This is a genomic window from Vibrio sp. Y58_MX_L22 (assembly GCF_024181865.1).
Lineage (GTDB): Bacteria > Pseudomonadota > Gammaproteobacteria > Enterobacterales > Vibrionaceae > Vibrio > Vibrio alginolyticus.
This window is the reverse complement of record NZ_JAMZAN010000001.1, coordinates 729,743-750,332: the sequence shown is the minus strand read 5'-3', so window position 1 is coordinate 750,332 and position 20,590 is coordinate 729,743. Positions and strand designations below refer to the sequence as shown.

The following is a 20,590-nucleotide window of genomic DNA, read 5'->3' as shown; positions in this document are numbered from 1 at the left end:
CACAAAAATAATCACAGATGACACAAAGGGGAAATTACAGTGAATAAAACTCAGTTAGTAGAACAAATCGCAGAAAATGCAGATATTTCTAAAGCGTCAGCGGGTCGTGCTCTAGATGCATTCATCGAAGCAGTAAGCGGAACTCTTCAATCTGGTGATCAAGTCGCTCTAGTTGGCTTTGGTACATTCAGCGTTCGTACTCGTGCTGCACGTACTGGTCGTAACCCAAAAACTGGTGAAGAAATCCAAATCGCAGAAGCAAAAGTACCAGCTTTCAAAGCTGGTAAAGCACTGAAAGACGCTTGTAACTAATCACGGCGTTATTTCTGTAACCGGCCATTTGCTTAACTTTTGCTCAAACAATAAGTTTCGAACAAAAATTTACAAACTTCGAGCCGAACTTTCTTAAATTATGCGCATCATACTGATGCGCATTTCTTTTTCTGATATTATTGCGCCATTATTTCTATTAGATAGAAGCAGTAGGCTTCAATTGTGGAGAGCAGTTAAATTATGATGGATCGACTACGCGAAGGCGTGAATAGCATCGCGGTCAAAATTATCCTTGGACTTATCATCCTGTCTTTCGTATTTGCAGGTGTAGGTAGCTACATCGTTGGTGGTAGCAACAACTCTGCAGCGAAAGTCGGTAACACTGAGATTCCTCGTGGTGAGTTCGAGATGGCATACCAAAATGAGCGTAACCGTATGCAAGCTCAGTTGGGTGACTACTTCTCTCAAATGCTGGCTGACCCTGCATATGTTGAATCTTTCCGCAAATCCGTTTTAGATCGAATGATCAATGACGTGTTGCTTGACCAACAAGCTGAAGCTTTGGGTCTGCGAATCAGCGACACTCAAGTGCGTAGCATGATTCTAGACATGCCTCAGTTCCAATCTAATGGTCAGTTTGATCAAGAGATCTATCAAGCTTCTTTGCGTCGTGCAGGCTTTTCGCCAGACTCTTTTGCTGAGTACATGCGTCGTGAATTGGTTCGTGAGCAACTGCTGAATGCGCTACAAAACAGTGAATTTATTCTGCCGGGTGAAGTACAAGCAGAAGGCAAGCTGTTCACTCAAACTCGTGATATTCGCACGATTCAGATCGACTTAGCGGAGTTTGCGAAAAATATTGAATTGACCGACGAAGAAATTCAAGAGTACTACAAAGCAAACCCAGACAACTTTACACGCCCAGAGCAGGTTAAAGTCTCTTACATCGAACTGTCAGCTGAAGCGCTAAAGGAACAAGTTAATGTTTCTGATGCTGAGGTGAAAAAGTACTACGACGAGCACTTAAACAAATACTCTTCAGAAGAGCAACGCCGTGTCGCTCACATTCTTGTAGAAGGGGACGATGAAGCAAAAGCGCAAGCTATCCTAGATGAGCTAAACGCGGGTGCAGATTTTGCGGCGCTTGCTCAAGATAAATCTGACGATTTTGGCAGCGCTGAAAACGGTGGTGACTTAGGTTGGATCGAGCGTGATGTGATGGACCCTGCTTTTGAAGAAGCGGCATTCGCACTGAAGAATCCTGGCGATACGTCGGGTCTAGTAAAGTCGGACTTTGGCTATCACATTATCAAGCTTGAAGAGCTAAAAGATTCTGTGGCGAAGCCATTTGAAGAAGTCGCTGCTGAAATCAAACAAGAGATGGTTGACCAACAAGCGATCGATCAATTCTACGAGTTGCAAAATGAGCTTGAGCGCGTAGCGTTTGAATACCCAGACTCATTGTATGATGCTTCTCAAGCGGTTAACCAAGAAGTGAAGACAACGGACTTTATTTCTCAGGTTGATGCACCTGAAGTGCTTCGTAGCCCTGCGGTAATGCAAGCTATCCTAAGTCCTGAAGTTAAAGAAGATGGCCTAAACTCTGAAGCTATTGAAGTTGCGCCTGAGCATATTATCGTTGTTCGTGTTGAAGATGCGCGTGACGAGACAGTTCTTCCACTAGAAGAAGTGAAAGATCAGGTTGTTGCAGAGCTATCTCGTGTTAAAGGTGAGCAAGAAGCGATGGAGCTTGGAACACAAGTCGTTGCGGCATTGAAAGAAGGTAAGACGAACGTGCTTGCTGAAAACAATCTTGCCTTTGGTGAACAAGAGACAGTAGATCGTCGTTCTCCGTTAGCAACAACGGTATTCGCGATGGCAAAACCAGTCGATGGTAAACCAGTATACGGTCAGTCTAAAGATCTTGAAGGTAACATCATTATCATCGAGCTTGATGCTGTAAACGCAGAGCTAGATAGTGAGTTAGAAGATCAAGTTGCGATGCAAATGCAGCGTGCATCTTCTCAGCAAGATTTATCATCTGTACTAGCCGTACTGCGTGCAAATACTGACATTGAGTACTTTGTTGTGAGCAACTAAGCACAATTAGTGTAATTTGTATGTTGAATAAAACGGACCGCATAAGCGGTCCGTTTTATTTTTGTCTTTATGAACTTCAATCATCAATAGGCATTACTTAAATTAGTGCGCGTTTAAGTGATAGCGGCCGTTGTGAATTCCGGGTCATCTCAGTTTGTTAAATGCATAACCATATTGCTTTCCATTGCAAACTTGATAGTGACTCGCTCTCGATGACTGTTTTTAGCCTACTATTTTGGAGATTGTATGTTCAATATGAAATGGATTTTGACATTGTGCTTATTTGTTTTTGCACCTTTTAGCATGGCTGCGGATTCAGCCACTGACAAATATGAAGGAATTGAAATTACTGTAAATATCAACACGGCCACTGCTGAAGAAATTGCGACCATGTTGAAAGGTATAGGTGAGAAGAAAGCGCAGAGTATAGTGGACTACCGCGAGGAACATGGCCCTTTTAAAACGGCAGCAGATTTGAAGAGCGTAAAAGGCATAGGTGAAGCGACAGTTAAGAAAAACGAAGACCGCATTTTACTGTAGCTTGATGTATTGCAGATATTGAGTCTGAATTCAGAACAATATCTGTTTCCCTATTACTGCTTTCCCGAACCAGCCCCTCTTTCGTGGTTCGGGATTTTTTATCCGAATAAACGACGGCGAAGGCCTTTTTCCAGTAAAGCCATTACTAACCCACCGAGTGCGCCAAACATATGAGCATCAATAGCAACGTTTGCACCGATAAGCTCAGCAGTACTGCTGGATGGGCCATAGACCTGCTCCCATGCTACTTTGGCGATTAGTCCTCCAACTAACAACACACTGCTTCTTCTGCTTTCAAAGACTTCTCTGAGCGCCCAAAATCCAAACAATCCGTGTAATACGCCGGATAAACCCACGTATACCGACATGTTGGTAAACAAATTCAGCGCACCAACACATGCACATAAGATTGAAAAAACGATAAGGAAGTTACGAGTGCTTGGGCAAAAAATAAAAGTAATGATCCACAATCCGGCGAGGTTCATTCCTAAGTGCGCAAAGTTGGTATGTGTGAGATTTCCTGTTACGATTCGCCACCACTCACCATGGCGTATATTGTAGCTGTGCCACTCGGTTAGGCTTGCCATTGGTTCAAATTGAAGTATCAAACAGATCACGCTGATAATACTCAGCAAGGTATAAAGGTTCACTCTATGTCTCGTTATTGTTCTCGTTGTGGAAAATCGCAAAAAGCGTGTATTTGCCAATGGATTGTACCGCTGGCAAGCGAGGTAGAACTTATCATTCTTCAGCACACGAGTGAAGAACATCGTCCGCTTGGTACGGCACGGATTCTCAATTTGAGTTTAGATAACTGTATTTGTTTGATAGGAGAGGACTTTTCTTGTGATGATGCCTTAAATCACTTATTAGCGGATGAGTCATATCAACATTTTGTTCTTTACCCATCAGAAGAGTCACGATGCATTTCTGAAATCACTCAAGCGAGTCATAGTGTATCTAAGAAAATACGTTTGATTTTGCTCGATGGTACGTGGAAAAAAGCGTACAAAATGTGGCAACTCTCAAGCAACTTACATCCACTCCCAACCGTGCAGTTGCCTAAGCAACTACAAGGGCACTACACCATTCGTAAGGCGCCCTCTGAGAATAGCTTATCGACAGTCGAGGCTGGTTATCATTCGCTTCGCTTGCTTGAACCCGAGCGAGACTTTACACCGCTGATGCGTGCGTTTGAAAAGATGATCGAATTCCAAATCGCCCAGATGCCTCCGGGCGTTTTTGAAAAGAATTACTTGAAAGGTTGAGTGTTACTAAAGAACGATGGAAGAGAAAAGTTGGCGGTGTAGCTTTTGCGCGTGACCATCGGTCATTGCAGAAATATAATCGGCGATGACCCTCATTTTATTGCTCTCGCTCTTCGCCTGACACCACAGATCTCTTGTATGAACGGGTAGTAATCGCTCTGGGTCTGCTGTTAACGCTTCAAAAATATCCATAATAATTTGCTGACCCTTATACTCAACGATCTGGACCTGCGGGACTTGGATAACGAAGGTGCTGACAAAGTGCTTGAGTACGTCAAGTGCACGTGCCATCTGTGGTTCTAAACACGCATTCCAAGACAGTAACGGGTTATTAAACGGCTCATCCACCGTTTTGATTGAAATGCTGGTCAGTAGCGCGTTAACCATACCACCGATAGCATCTTTCCGCTCATGGTGCTTACCGCTAAATAGCATCTGTCCGATGGAATCGATATGAGCTTCAAACCACGGGTCGCCACAGTCCGCTAATTGACTTGCTGCGCCTTCTTGCCATTGCTGACGTGTCACCATACCAAGTACGATTGCATCTTCTAAATCATGAACACCGTAGGCGATATCATCTGCTAGCTCCATGATTGAGCAATCGAGTGATTTAAAACGCGTTTTACTGTGCTCAAACTCCGATTCTGGCGTTGAACGCATCAGACTAAGCAATGCCTTGTCGTTGTCAGAAAGCGGTGCAATTACCCAATCAAATAAGTCTTTATCACAATCATAAATGCCTTTAGCTGGGCTCCAATCTTTTGCTTTTAGTTTACGTTGATGCTCGGCTGGTTGAGGCAACTTGACGGAGCGTGTTTGACTAACGAGGGCAGGGTACTTAATCAAACCAAGCAGTGTGCGGCGTGATAAATTCATTCCGAAATGCTCAGTATAAGGCTCTAACTTAGTGACGATACGAAAGGTTTGGGCGTTCCCCTCGAAGCCGCCATGTTCGCGCATTACGTAGTTTAGAGCGACTTCTCCCCCATGACCGTATGGAGGATGCCCGATGTCGTGCGCCAAACATAATGAATCAATTAAGCTGTCTGATGGTAATAGTTCACGGAACTCTGGTTGTTTTTTCTTTAACTGGGCGACGATACCGGTCCCAAGTTGCGACGCTTCTAAGGAGTGCGTTAACCGACTGCGGTGAAAGTCTTCCAAGCTATTGCCGTGTACTTGGGTTTTTGCTTGTAGGCGTCGAAATGCAGCCGAGTGAAGAATGCGCGCTCGGTCTCGTTGGTACGGGCTCCGATGGTCGTCTCGACGGATTTTATGCTCATCATCATGGCGCTCTTGCCATTGCGGGTGTAATTCAAACGACACGATTATCTCCGTAAGCTAACTGATTTCATCTAACGATAATTCGAAACTTGGGGCAAAGGTATTGAGAAAGTAATCCATTTCAGGCGTTCTGCGTTCTTGCAAAGTGACGTCTAAGCGTTTTTTTGCCAGAGCGAACTCATGGTTGCCGGCGCTTAGTTCTTCAAGACATTTTAAATAGGCACAGATGGAATCGGCTTGCTTAACGATTTTTGCGTCCTCTTCGTGTGCAGAGTGAGAAAGAAGATAGGGGGCAAAATCATCGTGGAACTCTTCCGGTAACATTGAGAGTAATTTTTGTTCCGCTGCCGATTCTATCTTCTTATATTCTTTGGCAATTTCAGGGTTGTAATACTTCACTGGAGTTGGAAGATCACCCGTTAATACTTCACTGGAGTCATGGTACATGGCCAGAATCGCGATGCGTTCTGGATTAAGGTTGCCGCCGAACTTTTTGTTTTTAATTAGGGCAAGGGCATGAGCGACAAAAGCAACTTGTAAGCTATGCTCTGAAACGTTTTCTGGTGAGACGGACCGCATTAAAGGCCAGCGTTGGATCAGCTTCATTCGAGCCAGGTGGGCGAAAAAATGGCTTTCTTTCATGGCTTTCTCCGTTTCTGGTGTAAAAAAGGAACTCACTAGGAGTTCCTCTAAGCATATGAGAGATCAGCACTAATTACTACCAGTGATTCATTACTGGCTGTAGGTTGATAGGAATCTTTCAAAACGTCCAATGGCGATTTCTAGATCTTCAACGTGCGGTAGTGTCACGATGCGGAAGTGGTCTGGTTTTGGCCAGTTAAAACCAGAACCTTGCACCAGTAAGACCTTCTCTTGTTTTAAGAAATCTAAAACCATCTGCTGATCGTTCTTGATGTTGTACATTTTAGTGTCGATTTTCGGGAAGAGGTACATCGCACCCTTAGGTTTGACACAAGAAACACCAGGAATCTGATTGATCAATTCATACGCTCGGTTGCGCTGCTCTAATAAGCGTCCGCCAGGTAAAATCAGTTCATTGATACTCTGGTATCCACCTAACGCGGTTTGAATGGCATGTTGCATTGGTACGTTTGCACATAAACGCATTGATGAAAGCAGCTCCAAGCCATTCACGTACCCTTGAGCCAGATGTTTAGGCCCCGTTAGGAACATCCAGCCACCACGGAAACCACAAACACGGTAGGCTTTTGAAAGGCCATTGAATGTCATGACTAGCACGTCTTCAGTGAGTGTGGCGACTGAGGTATGTGTTGCACCGTCGTACAACACTTTGTCGTAGATCTCATCTGCGAAAATGATCAGTTTGTGCTTGCGTGCTATCTCAATCACTTCAAGTAGGAAGTCACGGCTGTATACCGCACCTGTCGGGTTGTTCGGGTTGATCAGAACAATGCCACGTGTCTTTGGTGTGATTTTCTTTTTGATGTCTTCAAGGTCTGGGTACCAGTCAGCTTCTTCATCACATAGATAATGAACCGGCTTACCACCAGATAGTGCAACTGAAGCTGTCCATAACGGATAGTCTGGTGCTGGGATCAGCATTTCGTCGCCATTGTTTAATAGCGCTTGCATGGCCATTACGATCAACTCAGACACGCCGTTACCTACATACACATCTTCGACATCTAGCGAGCGTATACCTTTACGCTGATAGTGTTGGACCACAGCTTTACGAGCAGAGTAAATACCTTTGGAATCACAATAGCCTTGAGAAGTCGGCAGATTACGAATCACGTCGACTAAAATCTCATCAGGGGCGTCAAAACCAAATGGGGCAGGGTTACCAATGTTTAGCTTTAGGATTTTATGCCCTTCTTCCTCCATGCGCTTAGCATGTTTGAGTACAGGACCCCTAATGTCGTAGCAGACATTGTCGAGTTTTGACGACATCCCGATATTTTGCATTGTTTAATTCCTAAAAATTCGTTAATTTCTTTATTAAAATACAATAATTTGTTTTTTATTAGAATATATATCTGTAAATAATCTGTCTGCTGGTTAGGTTTTGCTCGCTTGCTATCACAGGATTTTGCAAAAGATCGCATACGACCTTGATTTGCTTTGGGTCTAAACTTAGAGTAGCCGTCAGTTACCATTTATCCTCACATACAACGAGGTTGATTTGTCACAGTTCCATCAAGCCGTAAAGAGAATTATCGAGCGAGTTCAGCAATCGGAAGGCAATCAAACACGTCTGGTCGAGCCCCTTAGCGAGAAACCTAATTTCTCATTTGTTGATTGGCTTGATGCACAACCACTTTTCCCTAAGTTTTATTGGCAGTCCCGCGATACACGTGAAGAGGTCGTTGCACTAGGGCAATTGCACGCTTTTGTTGAGCCAGGTCCTGCTTATACCATTCTAGGTGAAGGGCAAAGAGTCTGGGGCGGGCGCTCTTTTGATGGACAGCATGAGAAGAATCGCCGCTGTATGCCTTCTTTTTTCTTTTTGCCTCAAATTGAGTTAATTCGTTTTGACCAACAGTGGTCTCTCGCAGTTAATATTTCAGAAGACAAATCGCGAACTCTAGCTGGGTTGAATAAACTGGTTTGTGAGGTCGCGACCTTAGCTCCAATTTCGTCTCACATCCGCTCTATTGTTCATACGCCAAGTCAGCCTCAATGGAATGAGTTAGTTCATAAGGTTCTGACTGGTATAGAGAATGATGATTTTAAGAAAGTGGTTTTAGCGCGTCGCTCTACCGTGCAGCTTGATAACACATTAAGTGCTGCACAGCTACTTAAAGCAAGTTACTTAAATAACCATCATAGCTTCCATTTCATGCTGAGCTTAGACAGTAAGCACAGTTTTATGGGGTCTACGCCAGAACGTTTGTATTCTCGCGTAGGGCATGAGCTACATACCGAAGCGTTAGCAGGTACGATTGGTCGGGGAGACAATGCCACTCAAGATATGGAGTTGGCGAATTGGTTATCCCAAGACCAAAAGAACCTCAACGAAAACCAGTATGTGGTGGACGACATCATTGACCGTCTATCACCGCATTCTGAAATGGTTGAAGTGGAAGCTGAACCGAGTTTGGTCAGACTACGAAAAGTGCAGCACCTTAAGCGAAATATTCACGCTAGTCTAAGAGCGGGGATAAATGGTGTTCAGTTGTTATCGGCGCTTCAGCCAACAGCGGCGGTTGCTGGCTTACCCCGACAAGAGTCCATGCAGTTTATTCTTGATAATGAGCCCTTTGCACGCGGCTGGTACGCGGGGTCAATGGGTTATATAAGCCATGAACGAGCAGAGTTTTGTGTCGCAATCAGAAGCGCGCTTGTGCTCGGTGATCAAGTACAACTGTTTGCGGGCGCAGGGATTGTGCCTGGTTCTGTGGCAGAACATGAGTGGGCAGAACTTGATAAGAAAATGTCGACGTTACTTACGCTGATTTCTGATCATCCGCCATTGGGAGTCGCATCATGAGTCATGACCAAGCGGTGCTCAATCGAGTTTGGTCAGAAACCATATTGATTGAGCTTCAGCGATTTGGCGTTAAGCATGTTTGTATCGCTCCCGGATCTCGTTCTACTCCTTTAACTTTAGAAGCGGCAGAACAGTCCGACTTTTCCATTCATACTCATTTTGATGAGCGTGGACTGGGCTTTATGGCTCTTGGTTTAGCGAAAGCTACTCAGGAGCCAGTGGCAATTATCGTTACCTCTGGTACGGCAGTGGCGAACCTATTACCGTCGGTTGCCGAAGCCAAACTTACTGGTGAAAAACTGGTGCTGCTGACAGCAGATCGTCCAGTAGAACTTGTCGGCTGTGGTGCAAACCAAGCGATAAATCAATTGGGTATTTTTTCACATCATGTTTCGGCCAGTTTGAATTTACCAAGCCCAAATTTAGCAACGTCGCTTAACTGGTTGCTGACCTCTGTTGACGAAGTGATGTTTACTCAGCAATTGCAGGGTAGTGCTGTTCATATTAATTGTGCATTTCCAGAGCCTTTGTATTCCAACGGCGCAAAAGCGGATTATCAAACTTACTTAGATTCGGTCGCCGGATGGCGAAAAGGAAGCGGCACTTATACTCAGCGTTTTAGCCATTTGTCACAGGCGAACATCCCGCCTTTTTCGGACAAAAAAGGCTTGGTTGTGATTGGCAGCTTACCGCTTGAACAAGCGAAGTCGGCGCAGGCATTTGCACAAAAGATGGGATGGCCAGTACTTGCAGACCCGCAAAGTGGCCTCAGTTCGGATTGGGCGTATTACGATGTATGGCTTCAACTTCCCGAGTTTGCAAACGAGCTTGAATCTTGTGAACTTATTATCCAATTTGGTAGCCGAATCATCTCCAAACGTTTGAACCAATGGATTGATAAACAAGTATCGAAAAATCAACAAAGTAAAGACGTTCAGTATTGGTATGTCTCACCTTGTATGGACCGGAATAACCAAAATCATCTGGCGCAAATGCACTGGGTTGAGCCTCCTAAAACGTGGGTTTCTCGCATTAGTTTTGAGAAGTCAATATTTGCTGGGTGGGCTGATAGGTTAGCGAATGACGTTAAGCGAGTTCATCAACGTATCGAAGAAGCCTTCCTATCTGATTCAGCGTCTGCCATTGACGAAATTGCGTTGGCAGCAGACATCAACGAGCGCACAAAGAACGTAGATGTTTTCTTGGGTAATAGCTTGTTTGTTCGGCTTGTTGATATGTACGGAAAATTGGATGGTGTAGAGGTTTTCACTAATCGAGGCGCGTCAGGGATTGACGGTTTGTTTGCTGCGGCATCAGGCGTGCAACGGGCAAGAGGTAATCCGTTACTAATGTATATCGGTGACACAGCAGCACTTTATGATCTCAATTCTCTGGCGCTATTTTCTCACAATAAACTGCCGGCGATACTTGTTGTTACTAATAATGACGGCGGTGCGATTTTTGATATGTTGCCAGTACCACCAGAGCGCAGAACGACATATTATCAAATGCCTCATGGTTATCAGTTTGAACACGCGGCAAAGCAGTTTGGTTTGGCGTATTTGCATGTTTCTACACTGGAGCAATTCCAATCATCTGTAAAAGAGCATTTATGTCACGGCCAAGGAACGTTGCTGGTCGAGGTTCAAACCCCATCTAACCAAGCTGCTGAGACACTCAAGGCATTTAATAAGAGTCTGAATGCTTTACTTTGAACGTTTCCCTGTATTAGAAAAACACCAAAGTAGAACGTTGCCCACTTTGGTGTTTTTGCATGGCTTACTCGGTAGCGGTGCCGATTGGCTCGCGTGTTTAAATGCATTACCCGAATATGAGCGTGTTACGGTTGACCTTCCTGGTCACGGACGCAGCCAATCTATTTTTTGCTGCGATTTAAATGATTGCTGCAAACTTCTTGGTTCCACACTATCTTTATTATTTCCCTCACAACAACCACTTATTTTGATTGGTTACTCTATGGGCGGCCGCATTGCGATGCATGGTATTGCCCATCAATGCTTTCCAGATCTCAATATTGCGGGCGCGATTGTTGAAGGGGGAAACTTCGGGCTTCAAACTGAGTCAGAGAAACAGGTGAGATTAGAGAATGATGCTCGCTGGGCAATGCGTTTCAAAACTGAACCACTTGAACGTGTTTTGAACGATTGGTACCAACAAGCGGTGTTTTCTTCACTAAACCATGAGCAAAGACAAACATTCATTGCGAAGCGAAGTGATAATCTTGGCTCAGCGGTGGCGAATATGTTGATGACGACATCGTTAGCCAAACAGGCATATTTGTTGCCCTCACTGCAAAAGCAGAACATACCAGTGTATTACTTGTGTGGTGAGAAAGACCAAAAATTTAGCCAACTGGCACAACGTAGCGGGTTGGCGTATCGACAAGTTGAAGGCGCTGGTCATAACGTCCATCAAGAGCAGCCCAAACAGTTTGCGATACATACCAAGCAAATAATTCAGTCTCACTTTGGTGAGAGTAACGAGAACAATGGGAATCACCATGGCTAAAACAGTAGGCATTTCTGAAGAAGAACTTTACGCTCCGGTTCAATGGAAAGATTGCGGCGAGAAATACGAGGACATTCATTACCATAAGTCTGAAGATGGTATCGCGAAAATCACCATTGCGCGTCCTCAAGTGCGTAACGCGTTTCGTCCTCAAACGGTAAAAGAGATGATTGATGCGTTGGCAGATGCGCGTTACGACTCTGGTGTTGGCGTGATCATTCTGACAGGTCTAGGTGAAGACGCATTCTGTTCTGGCGGCGACCAGAAGATCCGTGGCGACTACGGCGGCTATAAAGACGACCAAGGTACACACCACCTAAACGTATTGGACTTCCAGCGCGATATTCGTACTTGTCCAAAACCAGTGATCGCATCGGTAGCGGGTTGGGCTGTTGGCGGTGGTCACGTTCTGCACATGATGTGTGACCTAACGATTGCAGCTGACAACGCTCAATTTGGTCAAACAGGCCCTAAAGTGGGTTCATTTGATGGCGGTTGGGGTGCATCTTACATGGCTCGCATCGTAGGCCAAAAGAAAGCTCGCGAAATTTGGTTCCTATGTCGTTTCTACAATGCTCAAGAAGCAGTAGACATGGGCCTAGTAAACACAGTTGTACCACTAGCGGATCTAGAGAAAGAAACCGTTCGTTGGTGTCGTGAAGTACTACAGCACAGCCCAATGGCACTGCGTTGCTTAAAAGCTGCATTAAACGCGGACTGTGATGGCCAAGCGGGTCTGCAAGAGCTAGCGGGTAACGCAACGATGATGTTCTACATGACTGATGAAGGCCAAGAAGGTCGTAATGCCTTTAACGAGAAGCGTCGCCCAGACTTCGATAAATTCCCTCGCAACCCATAATCCGTCTAAATGAGGAGCGTGTTAGCTCCTCTGTTCCTTTTTTCCTGAGCGCCTTGCCCTCTGGGAGGCTGGTGGGATTGCTCGTCAGAACGCTCAAATATACGGCATTACATAGGACTTGAATTATGCGTGAAGCGAAAATTTATCGTTATAGCTTGCCCATGGATAGTGGTGTCATCCTACGTGACAACAAGCTAACCGAACGTGTTGGTTATGTTGTTGCGCTTTCCGAAGATGGTAAAACAGGGCTTGGAGAAGTCGCTCCTCTTCCTGGTTTTAGCTTAGAGAGCACCGAAGATGCGGGTGTTCAGCTACAAGAACAGGCGGAGCGTTGGGTAGCAGAGTTGGATGTGGATTATGCCAAGATGTACCCGTCGGTTGCGTTTGGTTTATCGATGGCACAGCTTGAATTAGCTGGTGGCTTACCACAACAAGGTAAATACCAAACAGCGCCACTATGCACTGGCGACCCAGATGAGCTCATTCCAAAGCTGAACGAGATGGAAGGTGAGAAAGTCGCTAAGGTGAAAGTTGGACTTTATGAGCCAATTCGCGATGGCATGCTTGTGAACCTTTTTCTTGAATCAATCCCTCAATTAACGCTTCGACTCGATGCCAATCGCGCTTGGACACCTGAAAAAGCGCAGCAGTTCGCTAAGTACATTGCTCCGTCTCAGCGTCAACGAATCACGTTTCTAGAAGAGCCGTGCCGCTCTCCTGGCGATAGTCTCTCTTTTGCGATTAATACTGGTATTGCTATCGCTTGGGATGAAACATTGCAAGATGCGGTTCGTCGTGAAGATTTCCGTCTTGAAGATCTAACTGGTGTGAAAACGATCATCATCAAACCCACACTCATTGGTTCAGTGGATTTTTGTATTACACTGATAGAGAAAGCGAAGTCACTGGGGATGAAAGCAGTGATTAGCTCGAGCATTGAATCCAGTCTCGGTTTAACTCAATTAGCGCGCTTTGCCCAATGGCAGCTGCCTGATGAAGTTCCAGGTTTGGATACGATTGGCTTATTCAAGGCTCAGCTAGAGCAGGGCTGGCCTAAGTGTGAACTTCCCGTTCTTCCTCTAAAAGACCAGGAGATTGTGTGGCATTCTGCGTAGACAATATTGCGAAGGCACCATGGAAATATTGGGCTCAAACGAGCCCTTTTTCTATTGCACTCAAGACATCAACAGAAGTATTAAACTGGCAACAACTCTCGAAGCGTATTGACCAATACACTCACTATTTGAATGACTTGGGTGTAACTCGGGGGGATGTGCTGACTTTGGTTGGCAAGAACCAAGTAGAAACACTGTTGTTTTATCTTGCCTCCAAACAGTTAGGCGCGCTCGCTGCGCTGACCATGGAACAACCACTAGATAAGTTGCAGGGTAAGCTTGCTGCACTTTACAGGCCTGATCAAACTCGGTTTATCTGGTTTTCTCAGGAGTGCGCTTCGACCTTTTCTGAACATGATATACAAAAACTCAAGGCAACATTGCTTTCACCGCCTGTAGTATCACAGCAAGAGAGTGATTCGTTGACTGAAGATAGCTATCATCATGACCGGCTAGCTTCAGTAGTATTTACTTCTGGCTCTACAGGGGAGCCTAAAGCTGTGGTTCATACACATCGACAGCATCTTGCGTCTGCAGAGGGCTTGTTGCAGGAGTTCATTTTCACTCAGCAAGATGCTTGGCTATTATCGCTTCCGCTGTATCACGTCTCTGGATTAGCGATTGTCTATCGTTGGCTATATGTCGGAGCAACACTAAAGGTCGGTTCAGGGAAACTTGTTGATGATGTTCAGGGCGTATCACACGCTTCTTTGGTTGCGACTCAGCTAAAACGGTTATTGGATGATGATGCACATTTGTCATTGACACATGTGCTACTGGGCGGCAGCCACGTTGATCACGAGTTGGCACTACGAGCAACAGGGCAAGGCATTGAGACATGGTTAGGTTATGGGATGACGGAGGCGGCCTCTACCGTTACCGCAAAGAGAATTGACTGCACCAGTAATGCTGGGCATGTATTGAAGCACCGTAAGATAAAATTAGTTGACCAACGCATTTTTGTTGGCGGTAAGACATTAGCGGCAGGGTATTTCCATCAAGGACATGTTACCCCATTTCTGGATGAGAAAGGCTGGTTTGACAGCAAAGATCTTGGCGAGTGGCAAGGTGATGAATTAAAGATAATCGGCCGTGCCGACAATCAGTTTATCTCTGGTGGTGAGAATATCCATTGTGAAGAGATTGAAGCCGCTTTGAACCAAATTGATGGTGTAGTGCAGAGTATAGTGGTTCCAGTCGAAGACGCGGAGTTTGGTCATAGACCAGTAGCTGTGATTCAGACCAATGGATTGCGCAGCAAGTCGGAGTATGACCAGCACTTGCAATCAAAGTTAGAGAAGTTTAAATGGCCAGTGGAATACCATGTAATGCCAGAAACTCTACTAGAAGGTGGGATCAAAATTTCACGTAAGGCCGTGAAAGAGTGGCTGTTGTCATCACTTCAGCATTAGTCAATTTTGCTATGTATTAGTCATAAAGAGAATTTCGTATCCTTATAACTCTGAATCATAATTATGCTTCTTAGTGGAGAGAAAATGCATAAGGTTCAGGATGGCAAAGCTAGTTTTAATTGCGGCAGTAGCACTACAAATTGGTATCGCGATAAGTAGTGAAGGGCTAGCCCGCTCTCTTGCAGAGCTGACGGCATTTTTGATCGCTATTGCGTTGGTCGTTATATACAAAAATAGCAAACGGGAAATACCGCCCCCTCAACGCGATAAGCAGACCACCAATATCTAAAACAGTAACCAACTTAGAGAAGTGGTAGAAATTAGCACCCACAGAGTCACACCAAACAACAGCGGCTTAGCTCCAGCTGACTTTAGTTTTGAAATTGAAATGCTGCAACCTATCAAGAACAGACATACAACCAACGCTTGCTTTGCTCCAATGAAAATGCCGTGATAGACCATTTCAAATTGAGGAAAGAAGTCGCTAAACGCGATAGCTGCACAGTACCAAAAAATGAAATAAGGGATAGCTAGTTTTTTCTTTCCATTCTCTTTTTGGCCTCTTGAAAAGATGACGGCACTGATCAAAGCAACAGGAATGATCCATAAAGCGCGCGCGAGTTTCAATGTTGTTGCCGTAGTTAGCGCTTCTTCCCCATAGGCCGAGGCAGCCCCGACAACAGAAGATGTGTCATGAATGGCAATCGCAGCCCATGTGCCAAACGTGTGTTGATCTAGCCCTAAAGCATGTCCAATCACAGGAAACACAAAGAGTGCAATGGAGTTCAGGACAAATACCGTTGCCAGTGCTAATCCAATCTGCTCGTCTTTCGCTTTAATCGCCGGTGCCACAGCAGCAATTGCGCTACCACCACAAATTGCAGTACCTGATGAGATTAAGTAAGCGGTTACTCGCTCCAATTTAATTACCCTGGCAATGAGAGTGCCCATGATCAGTGTGCCTGTAATAGTGGCGATGATCAGGCCGATACCATCCGATGTGACTGCAAGTGCTTGCTCAAAGTTGATGCCAAAGCCTAAGCCAATAATCGAGTAAGACAGCAGCTTTTTAGTAAAAGAAGCGATGGGCAGCTCGGAAGGCACAAAACCAAAACTTGCGAGTAGAAAACCGATAACTAGAGCAATGGGAGAGGAGGCAAGAGGGGTTAGACAAAAAAGTAACGCCAATCCAAACAGGAGGTAGTTTCTATTCAAGGTTTTTATTCGCTGTTGTGAATGAAAGGGAGAGTATATCGCACTGGGTGTGGTCAGTTTGTCTTAATGATTTGAACACATGTTCAGTTATCCTAAACATGTGTTCAAGTGTATTTATCGCCAGTCGCCTCTAAGTTGATGCACTTTATCGAACATTGTTTTTGCCGTTGCTTCATTTGGTGGCACCGGTTGTCCTGCCTCAATTTCTAGCTTTGACCAAAATCGAGTCGGTAAGCCACAGCATGCGCGACCTTTTGCGCGGCTGAAATAGCTTCCCCATAAGCCTTTAAGTGCAACAGGTATGACGGGTACTGGGCTACGACGTAGAATGATATCAATACCTCGCATGAATTCATTCATTTCACCATCTGAAGTTAATCTTCCTTCAGGGAAAATACAGACGATATGACCTTCGCTTAGCGCAGCTTCCACATAGTTAAATGCACGTCTGATAGAGCTTCTGTTACTCGCTGAAATTGGAATTACCCCAGTTCGACGTAAAAAGCGCCTTAATGGAGGTAGGTTGGCGTAATCTTCCTCCATCACAAAACGAATCAACCTTGGGCATACCGCACTAAGTAGCAATGCATCCATGTAGCTTACATGATTACATACAATCAATGCCCCACCATGCTCGGGTAGGTTGTGTAGATTCTTATGCTTAACTCGATAGATGGTGTGCGTAAGCATCCACATGACAAAGCGAACAACAAAAATAGGAATTTGCAAAAAGATGTAAGCGGCGACTAAGAAATTTAAAATGGCTAACAATGCAAACAGTTGAGGAATTGTCATCTTGATTACACTTAGGCACACAATACCTAAGACAGCGCTGCCGACCATAAACAGAGAGTTAAAAATGTTGAGCCCTGCGATGACTTGAGCACGTTCGGTTTCCTTTGCTCGATGCTGCATTAATGCGTAAAGAGGCACGATAAACAAACCGCCCGAAGCGCCAATCATCAATAGGTAGAAAAATAATGGCCAAAAAGGCTCATATCTAAAGAAGTCTACAAAGTTATGGAAAGTAGGTAGATCATTGGGAATGGAAGTGGCCATTAGGTACCCAAATACCGTAATGCCAAAGGCACCAATTGGCACAATACCGACTTCGATACGATGGTTTGAGATCCAATTGCAAAGTAGCGACCCTAGCGCGATACCAATGGAAAATAGAGCGAGCAAGAAAGACACCGCACTCTCGGTGCCATTTAGGTAAATCTTAGTGAAATTCGGAAATTGTGTTAGATATGCGGCGCCTAAAAACCAAAACCAGCTTATTGCCATTATGCATTGAAAAACAACTCGATCGGATTTGGCGATAGAGAGCGTGTGTTTGGTTTGCTTGTATGGTTGCCAACGAAAAGAGAGATTGGGCGCGCTGGCTGCAGCAAAGGGGATTGAGCGGCTCGACAAGTAGCCTAACAATGCGAAGATCACGACACAAAATGCGGCGAGGTATTTTGCGTTGTCTGCAGAGGCTATAATCCCAGCGCCTAAGGTGCCAATAAGGATGGCGATAAAGGTACCAGCTTCAACAAGAGCATTGCCGGGCACTAACTCTTTAGCATTTAACTTTTGAGGCAAAAGGGCATATTTAACTGGGCCAAAAAATGCTGACTGTGTGCCCATTAAAAACAGTAGCAATAAAAGCACACCATAACTTTCGGTTATGAATCCGATGGCACCTAACAGCATGATGGCTATTTCAAATAGTTTGACCTTACGAATAAACCATGACTTTTCATATTTGTCGGCTAATACGCCAGCGGAAGCAGAGAACAGAAAGAACGGTAGAATGAACAAGCCTGCCGCAAGGTTGATGAACAAATTGCTCGAAATAGGCAGTGCACTGGAGCCAGCGAATGCGACAAACAACAGCAAAACGTTTTTAAAAATATTGTCGTTGAAAGCGCCAAAAAATTGAGTAATGAAATAGGGCAGGAATTTTCTCTGCGTAAGTAAGGACGGCTGTCTGTCGGATGACATGTATAATCCTTTGTTACCAGTTCGTGAGGTAGTTGGAAAGAAGATTACTGATCAACTCTTTGCCATCAATCGGTTCACTAGAGAAAAACTTATCATCGACACTGAGTAAAGTAATGCCATGTACGCCAGACCAAAGGACTCGACTCGCTTGAATCACTTCGGATTCAGTACGATGTGGTGCGATTTGAGCCAATAGTGACTCTAGCATTCCCGTCATACCATCGATACGTTTGGCATGCCATTCCGGAAGTTCTGCTCCATTCATGTTGTGTTCGAACACTAACTGCCAACGGTATGGGTGTTTTTGAGCAAAATCGTGGTAGCAATAAGCGAGTTCAAAAAGCGCTTGATGGGAGTCTTTGCTGTCATTAGTCGCTTTGCGTGCTTCTTGAGATAACTCATCTAAAGTTTGAGCGACAACATGAAGCAACAACAAATTATAATTACCAAAAACATTTACCAATGTGCTTGGCACGTAACCAATCATGTTAGCGATTTTACGAAGACTGAGTTCGTGGTAAGAATTCTCATCTAAAAAGTTTTTGACCGTTGTTAACGTCAAATTCACTAACTCTTCTCGGGTGTGATCGTTTCTGCGCGCCATACTCTCAAACTACTTTATTGAACATCGTTCAATATGATAGTCAGCTACCTATTAACCGTCAACAAGGCAATGTGTCCAAGTGCCCTCAAGGTGTAGGATTCTGAGCTGTGTCACTGATTCTAATTCAAGTAAAACAATCTGGAGTATTAGTGAACTTATTCCATACTTTTTTTACATTGATCAAGCGCCTTCAGCTGAATTGTAAGCAGTGTGAGCAGTCTGCATTTTTGGCAATATTCTGATACATGTCAGCTTCTATAAGCTATTTTCATCAATCGGTATACAGAGTATGATGACTTAAAAATCATCTTTGGCGTGCTACTGTTTGAAACAACGATTGTTTCGTCTTGAAAATGGGGCACTATCTTAGATAGCTAACTTTAAGGATAACGATGAAACGTTTATTTTCTATTGTTGCTTTATTGATGTTTACTGTTGCTGTAACGCCTATCGCGGAAGCGAAGAAGTTTGGTGGCAGTAAGTCTTTCGGTAAGAGCTACAAAACTGCACCAGCACCGAAACAACAGCAACAAAACACCAATACGGTCGGCAAAGATCAGACGACAAAGTCTTCAAGTAAGAAAGGCCTTATGGGTGGTCTGCTAGGCGGACTTCTTGCTGGTGGTCTACTTGCTGCATTCTTTGGCGGTGCTTTTGAAGGTATCCAGTTTATGGATATCCTAATTATTGGTTTGATTGCCTTTGTCATCTTTAAACTAATGCGCGGTATGCTAGGTGCGAAGCAGGGCAGTATGAACCAGCATCGTCAACAGCCTGCATTTGGTGGCAACGCATCTAAGTTTGAGCAACCAAACATGCAAAACTTTGAGCAACAACCAAACACAAATAATGGTGGCTTTGGTGGTTTTGGCGCTCAAACAGACGTACCACATAACTACCCACCGGGTTTTGACCAAGCAGCGTTCATTAATGGTTCTCGTGAACACTATCGAATCCTGCAAGGTGCGTGGAATCACAACCAGCTAGAAACTATTGAAGAATATGTTTCTCCAAGCTTGTTTGAAGACCTAAAAGCAGAGCGCGCGAAGCTCGACGGTGAGCAGCATACTGACGTAATGTACGTTGATGCGGAGATCGTCCGTGCTGATTACGATGCAAATAAAGCACAGCTTAGTCTGCAGTTTAGCGGTCGTTACCGTGACACAGTAGAAGGTGTTGAAGAAGAAATCGAAGATATCTGGCACCTAGAGCGTGACTTGACTGCGCCTAATGCGCCATGGTTAATCGTTGGTATTCAAGGCTAGTCACCTTTAAACCAATTTAGTCACTAGTAAAAATCCCGCATCCCCTGCGGGATTTTTTGTATCTATCATTTATATTTCTTGTACGTGTTTTTATACAAACATCACTAATTGAGTCCGTTTGGTAATTTTGCGAGCCCACTTTTTCTAGTAAGTCCTCAAGTGTTTTCCTATTTATATTGAACATTCATATTAAGGCCATACGAACTAACAAAATCAAAATAGCTAGTACATTGTTTGTAGGGTAAAGATCTGCTCCTCAGCCTTTTGTTTGTGGAGTTTCACATGGGGTTGGTTGCTTTAGTGAGATTGAGTATAGGTTATACCAATCGTAGTAAATAACTGGTCATTCTAGCTTGTTAAAATACTCGATAACTGCGCCTTGTTCTCAAGCATTTTCCCTACGCTATTTCTGATCACTTATTTACTGTGATAGGTATTCAATCGAGCAGAGTTTCGGTTAGGAGTGAAAGGTTCGTTGTAGTAGGACTATGCTATCAAGATCCTGAAACGAAAAAAGCCAGCTCAATGAGCTGGCTTCTTCAATATGGTGGAGGGGGACGGATTCGAACCATCGAAGGCAGTGCCGGCAGATTTACAGTCTGCTCCCTTTGGCCACTCGGGAACCCCTCCAGGGTATTTTTATACTTAAAAGTTAGTTTCCC

General features: G+C 44.6%; 19 protein-coding genes and 1 tRNA gene. 12 read left to right on the top strand and 8 right to left on the bottom strand.

The annotated features are described in order from the left end of the window. The first annotated feature begins 39 nt into the window (after positions 1 to 39). The 3 genes from NL626_RS03210 (at position 40) to NL626_RS03200 (ending at position 2,913) form a co-directional block, all read left to right on the top strand. Complete coding sequence (locus NL626_RS03210; RefSeq protein ID WP_005382341.1) at positions 40 to 312, top strand: HU family DNA-binding protein; 273 nt, start codon at positions 40 to 42, stop codon at positions 310 to 312. Positions 313 to 513: 201 nt separating this feature from the next. Next, positions 514 to 2,373, top strand: coding sequence for a peptidylprolyl isomerase (gene ppiD, locus NL626_RS03205; RefSeq protein WP_149191947.1), 1,860 nt, complete (start codon positions 514 to 516; stop codon positions 2,371 to 2,373). A gap of 255 nt (positions 2,374 to 2,628) precedes the next feature. Further along, on the top strand, positions 2,629 to 2,913 hold the full coding sequence (locus NL626_RS03200) for a helix-hairpin-helix domain-containing protein (protein ID WP_031777211.1): 285 nt from the start codon (positions 2,629 to 2,631) through the stop codon (positions 2,911 to 2,913). 98 nt (positions 2,914 to 3,011) lie between these two features. On the opposite strand, the gene rrtA is transcribed toward NL626_RS03200, so the two are convergent. Then, positions 3,012 to 3,563, bottom strand: coding sequence for a rhombosortase (gene rrtA, locus NL626_RS03195; protein ID WP_253656981.1), 552 nt, complete (start codon positions 3,561 to 3,563; stop codon positions 3,012 to 3,014). Positions 3,564 to 3,566: 3 nt separating this feature from the next. On the opposite strand from rrtA, the gene NL626_RS03190 reads away from it, so the two are divergent. Beyond that, positions 3,567 to 4,181 (top strand): tRNA-uridine aminocarboxypropyltransferase, encoded by a 615-nt coding sequence (locus tag NL626_RS03190; protein WP_025766956.1) that lies wholly within the window; start codon positions 3,567 to 3,569, stop codon positions 4,179 to 4,181. Positions 4,182 to 4,187: 6 nt separating this feature from the next. Here the strand turns inward: NL626_RS03190 and NL626_RS03185 are convergent, their stop codons facing one another. The 3 genes from NL626_RS03185 to NL626_RS03175 all read right to left on the bottom strand — a co-directional run bounded on the left by NL626_RS03185 (position 4,188) and on the right by NL626_RS03175 (position 7,415). After that, a complete protein-coding gene (locus NL626_RS03185; RefSeq protein ID WP_253656980.1) occupies positions 4,188 to 5,510 on the bottom strand; it encodes an anti-phage deoxyguanosine triphosphatase in 1,323 nt (440 codons plus the stop codon). 15 nt (positions 5,511 to 5,525) lie between these two features. Continuing rightward, positions 5,526 to 6,110, bottom strand: coding sequence for a 5'-deoxynucleotidase (gene yfbR, locus NL626_RS03180; protein ID WP_017634778.1), 585 nt, complete (start codon positions 6,108 to 6,110; stop codon positions 5,526 to 5,528). 90 nt (positions 6,111 to 6,200) lie between these two features. Beyond that, positions 6,201 to 7,415: a pyridoxal phosphate-dependent aminotransferase gene (locus NL626_RS03175; RefSeq protein WP_053303263.1), complete on the bottom strand. Its 1,215-nt coding sequence runs from the start codon at positions 7,413 to 7,415 to the stop codon at positions 6,201 to 6,203. 217 nt (positions 7,416 to 7,632) lie between these two features. Here NL626_RS03175 and NL626_RS03170 point away from each other — a divergent pair, with 217 nt between their 5' ends. The 7 genes from NL626_RS03170 to NL626_RS03140 all read left to right on the top strand — a co-directional run bounded on the left by NL626_RS03170 (position 7,633) and on the right by NL626_RS03140 (position 15,144). Next, entirely contained in the window at positions 7,633 to 8,940 is a 1,308-nt protein-coding gene (locus NL626_RS03170; RefSeq protein WP_253656979.1) for an isochorismate synthase MenF, read from the top strand. Continuing rightward, a complete protein-coding gene (gene menD / locus NL626_RS03165; protein ID WP_213960403.1) occupies positions 8,937 to 10,655 on the top strand; it encodes a 2-succinyl-5-enolpyruvyl-6-hydroxy-3-cyclohexene-1-carboxylic-acid synthase in 1,719 nt (572 codons plus the stop codon). The genes NL626_RS03170 and menD overlap by 4 nt, the downstream gene beginning before the upstream one ends. Next, positions 10,642 to 11,469, top strand: coding sequence for a 2-succinyl-6-hydroxy-2,4-cyclohexadiene-1-carboxylate synthase (gene menH / locus NL626_RS03160; protein ID WP_053350470.1), 828 nt, complete (start codon positions 10,642 to 10,644; stop codon positions 11,467 to 11,469). The genes menD and menH overlap by 14 nt, the downstream gene beginning before the upstream one ends. Continuing rightward, on the top strand, positions 11,462 to 12,328 hold the full coding sequence (menB, locus tag NL626_RS03155) for a 1,4-dihydroxy-2-naphthoyl-CoA synthase (protein WP_005382318.1): 867 nt from the start codon (positions 11,462 to 11,464) through the stop codon (positions 12,326 to 12,328). The genes menH and menB overlap by 8 nt, the downstream gene beginning before the upstream one ends. 125 nt (positions 12,329 to 12,453) lie before the next feature. Continuing rightward, complete coding sequence (menC, locus tag NL626_RS03150; RefSeq protein WP_053350471.1) at positions 12,454 to 13,443, top strand: o-succinylbenzoate synthase; 990 nt, start codon at positions 12,454 to 12,456, stop codon at positions 13,441 to 13,443. Next, on the top strand, positions 13,428 to 14,855 hold the full coding sequence (menE, locus tag NL626_RS03145; RefSeq protein WP_213901039.1) for an o-succinylbenzoate--CoA ligase: 1,428 nt from the start codon (positions 13,428 to 13,430) through the stop codon (positions 14,853 to 14,855). Before menC ends, menE begins: the two co-directional genes overlap by 16 nt. A 100-nt stretch (positions 14,856 to 14,955) precedes the next feature. Continuing rightward, positions 14,956 to 15,144: a hypothetical protein gene (locus NL626_RS03140; protein ID WP_031780888.1), complete on the top strand. Its 189-nt coding sequence runs from the start codon at positions 14,956 to 14,958 to the stop codon at positions 15,142 to 15,144. On the opposite strand, the gene NL626_RS03135 is transcribed toward NL626_RS03140, so the two are convergent. The 3 genes from NL626_RS03135 to NL626_RS03125 form a co-directional block, all read right to left on the bottom strand. After that, positions 15,141 to 16,070 carry a YeiH family protein gene (locus tag NL626_RS03135; protein WP_005384270.1) on the bottom strand — a complete coding sequence of 310 codons (930 nt, stop codon included), beginning with the start codon at positions 16,068 to 16,070 and terminating at the stop codon, positions 15,141 to 15,143. The genes NL626_RS03140 and NL626_RS03135 overlap by 4 nt on opposite strands. A 114-nt stretch (positions 16,071 to 16,184) precedes the next feature. Beyond that, positions 16,185 to 18,059, bottom strand: coding sequence for an MFS transporter (locus tag NL626_RS03130; protein WP_253656978.1), 1,875 nt, complete (start codon positions 18,057 to 18,059; stop codon positions 16,185 to 16,187). Positions 18,060 to 18,072: 13 nt separating this feature from the next. Beyond that, on the bottom strand, positions 18,073 to 18,663 hold the full coding sequence (locus NL626_RS03125) for a TetR/AcrR family transcriptional regulator (protein ID WP_005382308.1): 591 nt from the start codon (positions 18,661 to 18,663) through the stop codon (positions 18,073 to 18,075). A gap of 392 nt (positions 18,664 to 19,055) precedes the next feature. Between NL626_RS03125 and NL626_RS03120 the strand changes: the two genes are divergently transcribed. Then, positions 19,056 to 19,928 carry a Tim44 domain-containing protein gene (locus NL626_RS03120; protein ID WP_005384268.1) on the top strand — a complete coding sequence of 291 codons (873 nt, stop codon included), beginning with the start codon at positions 19,056 to 19,058 and terminating at the stop codon, positions 19,926 to 19,928. A 545-nt stretch (positions 19,929 to 20,473) separates the two neighbouring features. Here the strand turns inward: NL626_RS03120 and NL626_RS03115 are convergent. Continuing rightward, a tRNA-Tyr gene (locus tag NL626_RS03115) sits at positions 20,474 to 20,558 on the bottom strand. Positions 20,559 to 20,590 lie beyond the last annotated feature (32 nt).

What these genes read in the sequence shown, in the direction of transcription:
- ppiD (WP_149191947.1), top strand. Translation starts at nt 514, where the DNA reads ATGATGGATCGACTACGCGAAGGCGTGAATAGCATCGCGGTCAAAATT.
- NL626_RS03200 (WP_031777211.1), top strand. Translation starts at nt 2,629, where the DNA reads ATGAAATGGATTTTGACATTGTGCTTATTTGTTTTTGCACCTTTTAGC.
- NL626_RS03190 (WP_025766956.1), top strand. Translation starts at nt 3,567, where the DNA reads ATGTCTCGTTATTGTTCTCGTTGTGGAAAATCGCAAAAAGCGTGTATT.
- yfbR (WP_017634778.1), bottom strand. Translation starts at nt 6,110, where the DNA reads ATGAAAGAAAGCCATTTTTTCGCCCACCTGGCTCGAATGAAGCTGATC.
- NL626_RS03175 (WP_053303263.1), bottom strand. Translation starts at nt 7,415, where the DNA reads ATGCAAAATATCGGGATGTCGTCAAAACTCGACAATGTCTGCTACGAC.
- menD (WP_213960403.1), top strand. Translation starts at nt 8,937, where the DNA reads ATGAGTCATGACCAAGCGGTGCTCAATCGAGTTTGGTCAGAAACCATA.
- menH (WP_053350470.1), top strand. Translation starts at nt 10,642, where the DNA reads ATGCTTTACTTTGAACGTTTCCCTGTATTAGAAAAACACCAAAGTAGA.
- menB (WP_005382318.1), top strand. Translation starts at nt 11,462, where the DNA reads ATGGCTAAAACAGTAGGCATTTCTGAAGAAGAACTTTACGCTCCGGTT.
- menC (WP_053350471.1), top strand. Translation starts at nt 12,454, where the DNA reads ATGCGTGAAGCGAAAATTTATCGTTATAGCTTGCCCATGGATAGTGGT.
- NL626_RS03140 (WP_031780888.1), top strand. Translation starts at nt 14,956, where the DNA reads ATGGCAAAGCTAGTTTTAATTGCGGCAGTAGCACTACAAATTGGTATC.
- NL626_RS03130 (WP_253656978.1), bottom strand. Translation starts at nt 18,059, where the DNA reads ATGTCATCCGACAGACAGCCGTCCTTACTTACGCAGAGAAAATTCCTG.
- NL626_RS03125 (WP_005382308.1), bottom strand. Translation starts at nt 18,663, where the DNA reads ATGGCGCGCAGAAACGATCACACCCGAGAAGAGTTAGTGAATTTGACG.
- NL626_RS03120 (WP_005384268.1), top strand. Translation starts at nt 19,056, where the DNA reads ATGAAACGTTTATTTTCTATTGTTGCTTTATTGATGTTTACTGTTGCT.